Raw genomic sequence first — 12,440 nt, forward strand, 5'->3', positions numbered from 1 at the left:
GCTGCCCCGTGCGGGCTTCTCGTTTTCTCAGCCCTTGAGCAGCCCGTTCAGCTCGCCGTACGGCAGCGAGTCGGCGAGCGAGGCGTACGTCCCTCCGGCCAGCAGTTCCTCGGTGGCGCGGCGGGCCACGGCGTACGCGGCCTCCGCGACCCAGGACCCGAGGCTGACCCGGGCCACTCCGAGGGCGCCCAGCTCTGCGACGGACGGCGCGGCGGGGCCGACGAGGACGTTGAGCGGGGCGTCGATGCCCTTGGCGAGCTCGGCGAGGGTGGCCGGGTCGACCACGCCGGGTACGAAGATCCCCGAGGCGCCCGCTTCGAGGTAGGCGGCGGCGCGGGCCAGGGTCTCGTCGAGCCGGGTCTCCGGGGCGCCGAGGCCGCGGAGGTAGGTGTCGACGCGGGCGTTGATGAAGAGGGGGACCCCGGCGGCCCCCGCGGCGGCGCGGGCCGCGGCCAGCCGCTCCGCGTGGTCGGCGGGGTCCCGGTCGCCGTCCTCGATGTTGACTCCGACGGCCCCGGCGGCCAGCACCCCGGCGACCGTCTCACCGACCCCGGCGGGGTCGGCGCCGAAGCCGCCCTCGATGTCCGCGGTGACGGGTACGGAGACGGCGGCGCTCACGCGGGCGATCAGGTCGAGGGCCCGCTCGCGGGCGAGGGCGTCCCCGTCGGGCGACCCGAGGGACCAGGCCACGCCGGCGCTGGTGGTGGCGACCGCGCGGGATCCGGCCGCCTCGACGACGCGGGCACTGGCGACGTCCCAGGCGTTGGCGAGGGCGAGCGGGGCGGCGGGGGTGTGCAGCGCGGCGAAGGCGGCGGCGCGGGAGGCGAGGTCACGGGTGTCGGTCATGGGTGCAGTCCACCAGAACGGCCCCGCGGGGGCTGGCGGATTTCCGACACCATGTCACTTCGCCCGCCGGAGCCCGCCCCCGGACCGGGCGCCCCCCGGACCGGGCGCGTTGCGGAGCGGGCGCGGACCCCCGTGCTCCCGACGGCACCCGCCGGAGCCCGCCCCCCGGACCGGGCGCGTTACGGGGCCAGGCCCGTCTTCGCGCCCGCGCCGCACAGGGGGATCACCGCGGTGCGGCCCTGCAAGGGGTCGCCGGGGGCGCCCGGGCGGACCGCCGCCCAGCAGGCCGCCGCCGTCGGCTCGACGAAGAGGCCGCGGCCGGCCAGGTCCCGCTGGGCCTCGCGCAGCCGGTCGTCCGGGACGGTCAGGAAGGTGCCGCCGGACTTCCGTACGGCCGCCAGGATCTGCCGGGCCCGGGGCGGCGCCGGGATCGCGATGCCCTCGGCCAGGGTCGGAAGTTGGGGCACCGGCTCGGCGTCCTCCGCCCCGGAGGCGAACGCCGTGGCCAGCGGGGCGACCGCCGCCGCCTGCACGGCGATCAGCGCGGGGGGCCGCACCCCGCGCCGGGCCAGTTCCTCCACCGCCAGCGCGGCGCCGAGCAGCAGGGTCCCGTTGCCGACCGGGACCACGAGGACCTCGGGCAGCCGGCCCGCCATGGCCTCCCAGATCTCGTACACGTACGTCTTCGTGCCCTGGAGGAAGTAGGGGTTGAAGACGTGGCTCGCGTAGAAGACGCCGGGGGCGTCGGCGGCGGCCCGGGCCGCCCGCGCGGTGGCCTCGCGGCCGCCCGGCACGATCCGTACGGTCGCCCCGCGGGCCCGCATCTGCTCGGTCTTCTTCTCCGAGGTGCCCTCCGGCACGAAAACTTCACAACTGAGCCCGGCACGCGCGCAGTACGCCGCCACGGAGGTCCCGGCGTTGCCGCTGCTGTCCGCGACGACCCGCTCGGGGGCCAGCCGGCGGGCCAGTTCCGCGAGCATGACGGCACCTCGGTCCTTGAAGGACAGGGTCGGCATCAGGAAGTCGAGTTTGGCGTGAACGCGTTCCGCCAACGGCACCAACGGCGTGTGCCCTTCGGACAGGGAGACCGCGAACGCCCCCGGCAGCGGCAGCGCGGCCGCGTAGCGCCACAGGGAATGGGGGCCGGCGGCCGGTTCCAGGGCGATGGCCGGATCCGGTGCGAAGTCGAGGTCCCAGGGGCCACCGCAGACCGGACAGCACCAGGGGGCGGTCCGCACGTCCGCGCGGGTGCCGTCCTCGGGGCAGAGGTAACCAGGGAGTGCGTGCGTCATGTGCGGAACGCCTTTGCTCAATCATGGCCGTTGTATGGCACGGATGTTACGCGTCCGTTGTCCTCTTGTGGGATGCCGCACAGGTGGGTCAACCTTTCGGAAGCGACGGCCTGTTGGGCACCGTTTATTGTCATGGACATGCCTTTCAGGGTCTTCGTGTGCCGTCGCACACCCCCCGCAGCGCACCACCTATGAGGAGGACCCCTCACATGTCCGTGATGCGTCAAACCCGCCGGAAGCTCGCCGGCATCAGCGCGACCGCCGTCGTGGCCCTCGCGCTCGGCGCGGCCGCCGCCCTCCCCGCCTCGGCGGCCGACAACGGCGCACTGGGCGTCATCGAGAACGCAGGTGTCGAGGGAGCGATCTCCGGCAGCTACATCGTGACCCTGAACGACTCCGCCGCCCGCTCCACCGCCGAGAGCGGCAAGGCCGTCGCCAAGCGGTACGGCGCCAAGATCGACCGGACCTACAGCGCCGCCCTCAACGGGTACTCCGTCGAGGTCTCCGAGGCGCAGGCCAGAAAGCTCGCCGCCGACCCCGCCGTCAAGTCGGTCGTGCAGAACCGCGTCTTCACCGTCGACGCCACCCAGCCCAACCCGCCGTCATGGGGCCTGGACCGCATCGACCAGCGCGCGCTCCCGCTGGACAACAGCTACACGTACCCCGACAAGGCCGGTGAGGGCGTCACCGCCTACATCATCGACACCGGCGTCCGGATCACCCACCAGGACTTCGGCGGTCGGGCCTCCTACGGCTACGACGCGATCGACAACGACAACACCGCCCAGGACGGCCACGGCCACGGGACCCACGTCGCGGGCACCGTCGGCGGCACGGCGCACGGCGTGGCCAAGAAGGCCAAGATCGTCGGCGTCCGCGTGCTCAACAACCAGGGCTCGGGCACCACGGCCCAGGTCGTCGCGGGCATCGACTGGGTGACGCGCAACGCCGTCAAGCCGGCCGTCGCCAACATGTCGCTCGGCGGCGGCGCCGACTCCGCGCTCGACACGGCCGTCCGCAACTCCATAGCCGCCGGCATCACGTACGCGGTCGCGGCGGGCAACGAGTCGACGGACGCGAGCACCAAGTCCCCGGCGCGCGTCGGTGAGGCCATCACCGTCGGCTCCACCACCAACACCGACGCCAAGTCCAGCTTCTCCAACTACGGCAGCATCCTCGACATCTTCGCGCCGGGCTCCAACATCACCTCGACGTGGGGCACCGGGGACACCGCGACGAACACCATCTCGGGCACCTCGATGGCCTCCCCGCACGTCGCGGGCGCGGCGGCGATCTACCTGTCGCAGAACCCGACCAGCACCCCGGCCCAGGTCTCCGCGGGCCTGGTCGCGGCGGCCACCCCGAACGTGGTCACCAGCCCCGGTTCCGGTTCCCCGAACCGGCTGCTGAACGTGGGCGGGGGCACCACCCCGCCCGGCCCGGGCACCCGCTTCGAGAACCTGAACGACTACGCGATCAACGACAACTCCACCGTCGAGTCGCCGATCACCGTGAGCGGGATCTCCGGCAACGCCCCGGCCACGCTGAGCGTGCCGGTCGACATCAAGCACACCTACGTCGGTGACCTGAAGGTCGACCTGGTCGCCCCCGACGGTTCCGTCTACAACCTGCGCAACCGCACCGGCGGCAGCGCGGACAACATCATCCAGACCTTCACCGTGAACGCCTCCTCCGAGGTCGCCAACGGCGTCTGGAAGCTGCGGGTCGCCGACCTGGCGGGCGCCGATGTCGGCAAGATCGACTCGTGGGCGCTGCAGTTCTGACGACCTCCCGGGCGACCGGGTGGCAAGGGGCGCGATAACAGGCTGGATCGCGCGATGAACGCGGGGGCGACCGGAGTGCCGGTCGCCCCCGCTGCGTACTATTTCGCGCATTCGTTCGCGCCCCCCGTGATGGAGCACCTCACCCCGTGAGCATCCCGCCCCGGCCGCAGCCCGGCCCCGGCCACCAGTGGCCCCCGCCGTCCCCGCTGCCGGTGTGGGGGCCGCCGGCCCACGCGTACCCGCCCGCGCTCAACGGGTTCGCCCTCGCCTCGCTGCTGGTCGGGCTGTTGTGCCTGCCGCCGCTCGGGATCGTCTTCGGGGTTGTGGCGCTGGTGCAGATCGCGCGCAAGCGGGAACGGGGCAGGGCCCTGGCCGTCGTGGGCCTGGTGGTCTCGCTGGTGATGACCGTCGTCGCGGCGGTGGGCATCGACGCCTACGGCGGTGCCTTCCTGGACCGGATGGGCCCGTCCCGGACGTACGAGGAGGCCGAGGGGGAGCCGGCCGTCATGGAGGAGCTCCGGGCGGGCGAGTGCTTCAACGTTCCCGGCGGCGACCTCCTCGACGAGGACCCCCTCGCCCACCGCATCGGCTGCGGGCAGGTGCACGACGCCGAGGTGACCTCCACGACCCTGCTCGACATCGCCTCCTTCCCCGGTACGCAGGAGCTCCAGCAGACGGTCGCCGACATGTGCTGGAAGTCGCAGGACGCCTACGCGATGGACACGTGGGCGCTGCCCGCCTACGCGGAGATGTTCTACTTCGCGCCCTCCCGCGAATCCTGGCGCGAGGGCGACCGGCGCCTGATCTGCGTGATCGGCACCTCGGAGGAGGAGCACCGGGGCAGCCTGCGCCAGGACGAGGGGATGCTGACGCCGGAGCAGGTGACCCTGCTGCGCTCGCTGAACACGGCGGACCAGGCGCTGGGGCGCGGCCCGGACGCGGAGGTCGCCGACGCGCTGCCGCGGTACCGGACGTGGGCGCGGGAGGTCGAGGAGGCGCTGGGCGCGGAGGCCCGGATGCTCCAGGACGTGACGCGGCGTCCGGGGACGGGTCCGGCGGCGGCCGCGCAGCTGGGGGAGATCGACGCGGCGCGCAGGGCGTGGCAGAAGGCATCGGGGGCGTCGCGGCCGGCCGATTTCCAGAAGGCGTGGGACCAGGCGCTGGCGGCGGTCTCGGTGGACACGGAGAAGGCGTTGCGCGGCGCCTACGGTTTGTCGACCGTGGTTCCGGAGTGGCTTGAGGACTATCCGGGTGACGCGGGCGAGGATGCGGGGGGCGCACCCTCGGCCGAGTCGGTCTGAGGAAGCGGTTCGAGGCCTTGTGGGTAACGCCTGGTAACGGGTTTGAGTGACCTGGCTTCATCACTTCGGGTGAAACTCTGGCCCGTGCTTGCGCAGTACAACCGTCGGTTGCCAGGGTGTAGCTGTCTGTCAACCTGATGGGAGTGGCCAGTGACTTTCGGTGAGCAGCCGGCCTATCTTCGTGTCGCCGGTGATCTGCGACGGAAGATCGTCGATGGGTCCCTGCCCCCGCACGCCCGGCTACCTTCACAGGCCCGGATCCGCGAGGAGTACGGGGTCTCCGACACCGTCGCCCTGGAGGCCCGCAAGGTCCTCATGGCCGAGGGGCTGGTCGAGGGCCGCTCCGGCTCCGGAACCTACGTGCGCGAGCAACCCGTACCGCGCAGGGTCGCGCGCTCCGGCTACCGCACGGGCGGCGCGTCGACGCCGTTCCGGCAGGAGCAGGCGGAGACGGGCGCGCGCGGCACGTGGGAGTCGAACAGCGAGCAGGCGCAGGCGCCGGCCGAGATCGCGAAACGGCTCGGCATCGAACCGGGCGACCGGGTCATGCGCACGCGGTACGTGTTCCGCGACGCGGGGGAGGCGATGATGCTCTCCACCTCCTGGGAGCCGCTCGCCGTGACGGGCCGGACCCCGGTGATGCTGCCGGAGGAGGGGCCGCTGGGCGGCTCCGGGGTGGTGGACCGGATGGCCGCGATCGACGTCGTCGTCGACAACGTGGTGGAGGAGGTCGGCGCCAGACCGGGGCTGGCCGAGGAGATCATGTCGCTCGGCGGGGTCCCGGGGCACGTGGTGCTCGTCGTCAGCCGTACCTACTTCGCGTCCGGCCGGGCGGTGGAGACCGCCGACGTCGTCGTCCCGGCGGACCGGTACCGCCTCGCCTACCACCTGCCGGTGAAATAGCCGGGCGGTGTCCCCGTCGCCGGCCGGTCCGGACCGGGCCTCCCGGGCCGGGCATCCCGGACCCGGCCGCCTCCCGGGCCGGGGGCGTGCGGACCGCCGGCTGTACGGACCGGCGGGCGGGACGGGCCACCGGCTGTACGGACCGGCGGGCGGGACGGACCGGCGGCGGCCGGTGGTGTTAACCGCGCGGTGACGCGCGGCCCGGGCGCGTTACGCCCGGGCAACGCCCAGGAGTGACAGGCCGTCACATGTCGGACCTAGCGTCGGACGGCATGACCGACACCGCCACCACCCCCGCCCCCGGGCCACCGGCCCGCAGCTACGCCAAGCTCGCGGCCGACGAGAGCCGCGAGGACTACTCGCTGAGGTACGCGCCGCACGCGTTCCGCCGGTGGGGACCCGGCACCGTGGCCGGCACCGCGCTCGGCGGGATCGCCTACCTCGCCGACTTCGCGATCGGCGCGTCCATCGTCTTCGCCTACGGATTCACCAGCGGCGCCGCCGCGATCCTGGCCGCCGCGGCCGTCATCTTCCTGACCGGCATCCCGATCGCGCGCGCCTGCGCGACGTACGGGCTGGACATGGACCTGGTGACGCGCGGCGCCGGCTTCGGGTACTTCGGATCGACCCTGACCTCGCTCATCTACGCCTCCTTCACCTTCATCTTCTTCGCCCTCGAAGGCTCGATCATGGCCCAGGCCATGCACCAGGCCTTCGGCCTGCCCGTGGAGATCGGCTACCTGGTCACCACCCTGATCGTGATCCCCGTCGTCTTCCGCGGCATGGGCGCCCTCGCCAAGGTGCAGGCCTGGACGCAACCCGTGTGGCTGGTCGGTCTCGCGCTGCCCTTCCTGGTGCTCGCCTTCGAGGCCCCGGACTCCTGGGGCGCCTTCACCCACTTCGCGGGCACGGAGGGAGCCGGCGCCGGCTTCTCCTGGATCGGCTTCGGCTTCGGGACCGGAATCGCCCTCTCGCTCATCGCGCAGATCGGCGAGCAGGCCGACTACCTGCGCTTCATGCCGGCCCGGACCGCGGAGAACCGCCGCCGGTGGAACCTCGCCGTGCTCGCGGCCGGACCCGGCTGGGTGGTCATCGGCGCCGCCAAGCAGCTCGGCGGCGCCTTCCTTGCCTTCGTCGCGCTGGAAGCGGTCGGCAGGACGCACGCCCTGGAGCCGATCGCCCCGCAGATCGAGGCGCTGCGCCCCTGGCTCGGCGGCCTCGCCCTGCCCGCCGCCGCACTGTTCGTGATCGTGTCCCAGATCAAGATCAACGTCACCAATGCCTACAGCGGCTCGCTCTCCTGGTCCAACTTCTTCTCCCGCATCACCCACCGCCACCCCGGCCGGGTCTGGTACATCTTCCTCAACCTCGGCATCGCGCTGACGCTGATGGAGCTCAACATGTTCGCGATGCTCGGCAAGCTGTTGGGCTTCTACTCCAACGTCGGCATCGCCTGGATCGTCGCCGTCGCGGCCGACCTCGTGATCAACAAGCGGCTCGGGCTGAGCCCTCCGTACATCGAGTTCAAGCGGGCCTATCTGTACGCCGTCAACCCGGCGGGTTTCGGCGCGATGGTGATCGCCTCCACCGTGTCGATCCTCGCCTTCTTCGGACTCTTCGGGACCGGCGCGGAGGCCTTCTCCACCTTCATCGCCGCCGGACTGGCCCTCGTCCTGTGCCCGTTGATCGCCCTGGCGACCCGCGGCAAGTACTACCTGGCCAGGCCGAACACCGTGAACGGCCCCGGTGTCGAGGTCGCGGACATCACCGCCACGCACACCTGCTCCGTCTGCGAAACGGCGTACGAGCTCCCGGACATCGCCGACTGTCCGGCCCAGGCCGGACCGATCTGCTCGCTGTGCTGCTCCCTCGACGCCACCTGCGGCGACGTCTGCCGCAAGGGGTCCGCGGCCGGGGCGGTGATCCTTCCGATGCCGTCCGTGCGCCGCGTCTGAACCGGCGCGCACGGCCCTTTCGTACGCCTGGCCGGATGCGTACGCCCCCGAGGTACCTCTTCGTGAAAAACCGTATCCGCACAGTAAAGGTCGGGCGTAAGCTCGGGCATATGCGCAATGCGGTTTCCTGGGCAGGTACATCGGCGGAGGGTGAAGCGCGATGAACGACAGCGGTGCCCTGCTCCCGTGGCTGGTCATACGTCAGGACGACAACGGCAACCGCTACCGGGTGGGTCGGTACCCCACCCGGGTCGAGGCCCAGAAGGTGGTCGACAGCCTCGATGACCGGGGGCACAAGCAGCTCTACTGGGTCGAGCGGATCGGACAGGGCACGCAGACCGCCACCACGAACTGAGGCCGGGCGGTCGGGCCGCCGGGCGGCCGGGCGCGGGCCCGCCGGTGCGGGCCCGGCCGCCGGGACGCCCACGGCGCCGGCATAGGCTCCGTCCATGACTGAACGCGTGGTCGTGGGCGGGGCCCTTTGTCGTGACGGGCGCCTGCTGGCCGCCCGGCGCAGCGCCCCGCCCGAGCTGGCCGGACGCTGGGAGCTCCCCGGGGGCAAGGCGGAGCCCGGTGAATCCGTACCCGAGGCCCTGGTGCGCGAACTGCGCGAGGAGCTCGGCGTCGAGACCGAGGCGCTGGAGCGGATCCCGGGGGAGTGGCCGCTCAAGCCGGGCCTCGTACTGCACGTGTGGACCGCCCGGCTGGTGTCGGGGGAGCCCGCCCCGCTGGAGGACCACGACGAGCTGCGCTGGCTGGCGCCCGCGGAGCTGGACTCCGTGGACTGGCTCGACCAGGACCGCCCCGCGGTCGCCGAGGCCGGGCGCCGGCTGAGCGCCGCCGCGCTCCCGGATCCGCACGACGGGGCGCACCGGGGCGCGTGACGCTCACGCGGTAGGCCGTCTGCGCCACTGTGCGCCGGTGCGTGGGGGATCGAGTGGTACGACGCCCCGAATATCGGGTATGTCGCTATTAATCCCTATCTCGTCCCCCTTTCGTCCCCGACGAACCGGACTGGGGTCACTGCTGGCCCGGGAAGTGATCGGCGTGATCGACGCAGACGGTGAACGTGCCGAATGGGCCTTCCCCGCCGAACCCGGTGCCGTCCGCACCGCCCGCCACGCCGTCCGCGGCACCCTGCGCTCCTGGGGTCTGGACTCCGTCGGCGACGTGACCGTCCTGCTGGTCAGTGAGCTGGTGACGAACTCCCTGCGCTACGCCTCCGGCCCCATCGGGGTCCGTCTGGTACGGCGCAAACCGGCCGCCGGGGACATGGTGGGCGGCGACGCGCTGCTCGTGGAAGTTTCCGATCCGCTTCCGGATCCGCCCCGCGCGAAGGTTGCCCAGCCGGACGACGAAGGGGGCCGGGGACTCCACCTCGTGGCCGTCTCGGCGCAGCGTTGGGGAACCCGCCACGGGAAATCGGGCAAGACTGTGTGGTTCGAGTTGGCTCTTCCTGGTGAGTAACAAGGTGAAGGGTGGCCAACGATCACCGGACGTGGCTCGAAAACAACGGGACCTTTTTGTGATCGTGAACGCCGTGCCGTCCGGGGCCGTGGTGCTGAATACTTCGGTCATGGCCGGTCCGGTTGCGGTGAGCTGGAGGGGACGGTCGCGTGAGCGAGATACCTGCGCAGGCACATCAGGGCCGAGTGCCCAGGGAGACATGGCACGACTCCTTGTGGCACAGCAGTCCGCCTGGCTCGATATATGACTACATAAAGGTCGCTTCCTTCTCGATCGGTCCGGACGGGCTCGTCGACCAATGGAGCCTGCGCGCCGAGGAGCTGTTCGGGCTCACCGCCGCCCAGGCGGTCGGGCGCGATCCGGTCGAGGCCTTCATGCCCCCGGAGCTGCGGGCCGGCGGGCACCGCAAGGTCGCGGAGATCCTCGACGGCAAGGAGTGGACGGGCCTGATCCCCTTCCGGATCCCCGACGGGGCCGGGGCGCACGGGGTGGCCGAGATCTATGTGATGCCGACGCTGACCGAGACCGCCGAGCGGGCGGCGCTGTGCGTCGTCGTGGACGTCCGCGCGCTGCGGCGGATTGAATCCGATCTTGCGGCTTCGCAGGCGATATTCGGCCAATCTCCTTTCGGCTTCCTGCTCTTCGGTACGGACCTGACCGTGCAGCGCGCCAACCGCCGCTTCGCGACCGTTTTCGGCGGAGCCGTGGAGGAGCACCGCGGCCGGACCGTGCACGACTACCTGCCCGCCCACGAGGCCGACCGGATGGCCGAAGCCCTGCGCCGGGTCCTGGAGACCGGCGAATCCGTCACCGACCTGAGGATCACCGGCGCGGCCCCGGGCAGCCGCGAGAAGCGCCACTGGTCCATCAACCTCTACCGGGTCCACGGCGGCACCGGACTGCCGATCGGCATCGCCGGCATCGGCACCGACGTCACCCGCCGTCACCTCGCGGCCCGCGAGGCCGCCGGGGTGCGCCGCAACCTCGCCCTCCTCAACGAGGCCGGGCACCGGATCGGGAACTCCCTCGACCTGGAGACCACCGCCCGGGAACTCCTCGACGTCACCGTCCCCGGATTCTGCGACCTGGCCGCCGTCGACCTCTACCAGGGGCTGCTGCTCGGCGACGACGACCGCCCCGCCCGCCCGCAGGGCCCCGGGGTGCCCTCGCTGCCCGGGCAGGGCGCCGGGCGCGCCCCGTCCGCGCCGCTGCGGCGGGTCGCCTTCGCCTCCGCCGTGTCGGACGCCCCGCTGTCGGGGCCCGGCGCACTGGTCGCCGTGGGGGAGATCCACCGCTATCCCGCCGCCTCGCCCGGGGCGCTGGCCCTGCGCACGGCACGGCCCCGGCTCGCTCCCGCCGGCGGATCGGACGACCTCGTGCAGTCCACGCTGCTCGTGCCGATGGTGGCCCACGACACGGTGGTCGGCCTCGCCCAGTTCTCCCGTACGAAGGGCAGCGAGCCCTTCGGCGAGCGGGACCGGGCCGTCGCCGTCGAACTGGCCGCGCGGGCGGCCGTCTGCATCGACAACGCCCGCCTCTACCGGCGGGAACACGAAAGGGCCCTGATACTGCAACGCAGCCTGCTGCCCCCCGGAGACCCGGAGGCCGCCGGACTCGACATCGCCTGTCGGTACCTGCCGGGGAACGCGGCGACCGAGGTCGGCGGCGACTGGTTCGACGTCATCGAACTGCCCGGACACCGCACCGCGCTCGTCGTCGGCGACGTGATGGGCCGCGGCCTGCGGGCCGCCGTCGCCATGGGAGAGCTGCGGACCGCCGTACGCACCCTGGCCCTGCTGGACCTCGAACCGGCGGAGGTGCTCACCGCGCTCGACGAGGTCGCGCGCGGCCTCGGCGCCCCCGGCGGATCGCAGCAGGCCTCCCGCGCCGCCCTGCACTCGCGGGACGCCGACCGGTCGGAGGTGTACCTCGCCACCTGCGTGTACGCCGTCTACGACCCGGTGACCAGGCGCTGCACCATCGCCAACGCGGGCCACATGCCGCCCGTACTGGTCGAGCCCGCCGAGGAGGGCGCCGTCCCCCGCCCCGGCCTGCTCCTGGAGATCCCCACCGGGATGCCGCTCGGCGTGGGCGGCGAGCCGTTCGAGGAGGTCGAGGTGGAACTTCCCGAGGGCGCCCTGCTGGCCCTCTACACCGACGGACTCGTCGAGTCCCGCGACCACCCCCTGGAGGAGGGGCTGCGGGGACTGCGCGAGGCCCTCGCGGACCCGGTGCGCCCGCTGGAGGACGTCTGCGACCACGTGCTGAACACCCTCGACACGCGCCACGGGGAGGACGACATCGCCCTGCTCATGGCCCGCGTCCAGGGACTGCCCCTGGACGCCGTCGGGGACTGGCAGCTGCCGCGCGAGGCCCGCTCGGTCGGCCGCGCCCGTGAACTGGCCCGGGGCAAACTGCCCGCATGGGGGCTGGAGGGCCTGCTCGACACCACGGAACTGCTGGTCAGCGAACTGGTGACGAACGCCCTGCGGTACGGCGAGGGCGAGATCCGGCTACGACTGCTGCTGGACCGGACCCTCGTGTGCGAGGTGTGGGACGCGAACCTGGCCCAGCCCCGACGCCGTCGCGCCCGGGACACCGACGAGGGCGGGCGGGGACTCCAACTGGTCGGCCTGCTCTCCGCGGGCTGGGGCACCCGCCGCACCCACCGCGGCAAGACCGTCTGGTTCGAACTCCCCCTGCCCATGCCGGGCGGCCCGGGCGAGTCCGTCACCGAACTGACGGCCGAACAGCTCCTCGGCATGTACGGATAGCCGGACGTGGGGGGGGGGCCCCCCGCCCCCCCCCCCGTCCCGGCCGGGCCCGGGGCGGCCGCCCCGCCCCCCCCCCCCCCCCAGAGCTGTGGCATATAAAAAAAAAACAACCCCCCAC

10 protein-coding genes are annotated in these 12,440 nt (G+C 72.6%); 8 read left to right on the forward strand and 2 right to left on the reverse strand.

What is annotated here, in order from left to right; all coding sequences use genetic code 11:
* Window positions 1–27: 27 nt before the first annotated feature.
* Window positions 28–846 carry an isocitrate lyase/phosphoenolpyruvate mutase family protein gene (locus ACFVS6_RS39705; RefSeq protein WP_389711404.1) on the reverse strand — a complete coding sequence of 273 codons (819 nt, stop codon included), beginning with the start codon at window positions 844–846 and terminating at the stop codon, window positions 28–30.
* A gap of 179 nt (window positions 847–1,025) precedes the next feature.
* A complete protein-coding gene (locus ACFVS6_RS39710; RefSeq protein ID WP_389711405.1) occupies window positions 1,026–2,138 on the reverse strand; it encodes a pyridoxal-phosphate dependent enzyme in 1,113 nt (370 codons plus the stop codon).
* A gap of 209 nt (window positions 2,139–2,347) precedes the next feature.
* On the opposite strand from ACFVS6_RS39710, the gene ACFVS6_RS39715 reads away from it, so the two are divergent.
* The 8 genes from ACFVS6_RS39715 (at window position 2,348) to ACFVS6_RS39750 (ending at window position 12,322) form a co-directional block, all read left to right on the forward strand.
* On the forward strand, window positions 2,348–3,922 hold the full coding sequence (locus ACFVS6_RS39715) for a S8 family serine peptidase (protein ID WP_389711406.1): 1,575 nt from the start codon (window positions 2,348–2,350) through the stop codon (window positions 3,920–3,922).
* Window positions 3,923–4,068: 146 nt separating this feature from the next.
* Window positions 4,069–5,223 (forward strand): DUF4190 domain-containing protein, encoded by a 1,155-nt coding sequence (locus ACFVS6_RS39720; protein ID WP_389711407.1) that lies wholly within the window; start codon window positions 4,069–4,071, stop codon window positions 5,221–5,223.
* A 150-nt stretch (window positions 5,224–5,373) separates the two neighbouring features.
* A complete protein-coding gene (locus ACFVS6_RS39725; RefSeq protein ID WP_389711408.1) occupies window positions 5,374–6,126 on the forward strand; it encodes a GntR family transcriptional regulator in 753 nt (250 codons plus the stop codon).
* A gap of 272 nt (window positions 6,127–6,398) precedes the next feature.
* The gene (locus ACFVS6_RS39730) at window positions 6,399–8,081 is read left to right on the forward strand and encodes a purine-cytosine permease family protein (RefSeq protein ID WP_389711409.1); all 1,683 of its coding nucleotides are present in this window, start codon (window positions 6,399–6,401) and stop codon (window positions 8,079–8,081) included.
* Between the two features lie 160 nt (window positions 8,082–8,241).
* Window positions 8,242–8,436, forward strand: coding sequence for an SPOR domain-containing protein (locus ACFVS6_RS39735; RefSeq protein ID WP_389711410.1), 195 nt, complete (start codon window positions 8,242–8,244; stop codon window positions 8,434–8,436).
* A gap of 94 nt (window positions 8,437–8,530) precedes the next feature.
* Window positions 8,531–8,965 (forward strand): (deoxy)nucleoside triphosphate pyrophosphohydrolase, encoded by a 435-nt coding sequence (locus ACFVS6_RS39740; RefSeq protein WP_389711411.1) that lies wholly within the window; start codon window positions 8,531–8,533, stop codon window positions 8,963–8,965.
* Window positions 8,966–9,119: 154 nt separating this feature from the next.
* Complete coding sequence (locus ACFVS6_RS39745) at window positions 9,120–9,548, forward strand: ATP-binding protein (RefSeq protein ID WP_389711412.1); 429 nt, start codon at window positions 9,120–9,122, stop codon at window positions 9,546–9,548.
* Window positions 9,549–9,697: 149 nt separating this feature from the next.
* Window positions 9,698–12,322, forward strand: a complete 2,625-nt coding sequence (locus ACFVS6_RS39750) for a SpoIIE family protein phosphatase (protein ID WP_389711413.1) — start codon at window positions 9,698–9,700, stop codon at window positions 12,320–12,322.
* Window positions 12,323–12,440: the final 118 nt, after the last annotated feature.

Origin of the sequence: Streptomyces sp. NPDC057939 (assembly GCF_042887545.1) — a bacterium.
Classification (GTDB): domain Bacteria; phylum Actinomycetota; class Actinomycetes; order Streptomycetales; family Streptomycetaceae; genus Streptomyces.

Bases quoted from the DNA above. Each gene is read 5' to 3' on its own strand.
- ACFVS6_RS39730 (WP_389711409.1), top strand. From the start codon at position 6,399: ATGACCGACACCGCCACCACCCCCGCCCCCGGGCCACCGGCCCGCAGC.
- ACFVS6_RS39715 (WP_389711406.1), top strand. From the start codon at position 2,348: ATGTCCGTGATGCGTCAAACCCGCCGGAAGCTCGCCGGCATCAGCGCG.
- ACFVS6_RS39710 (WP_389711405.1), bottom strand. From the start codon at position 2,138: ATGACGCACGCACTCCCTGGTTACCTCTGCCCCGAGGACGGCACCCGC.
- ACFVS6_RS39735 (WP_389711410.1), top strand. From the start codon at position 8,242: ATGAACGACAGCGGTGCCCTGCTCCCGTGGCTGGTCATACGTCAGGAC.
- ACFVS6_RS39740 (WP_389711411.1), top strand. From the start codon at position 8,531: ATGACTGAACGCGTGGTCGTGGGCGGGGCCCTTTGTCGTGACGGGCGC.
- ACFVS6_RS39705 (WP_389711404.1), bottom strand. From the start codon at position 846: ATGACCGACACCCGTGACCTCGCCTCCCGCGCCGCCGCCTTCGCCGCG.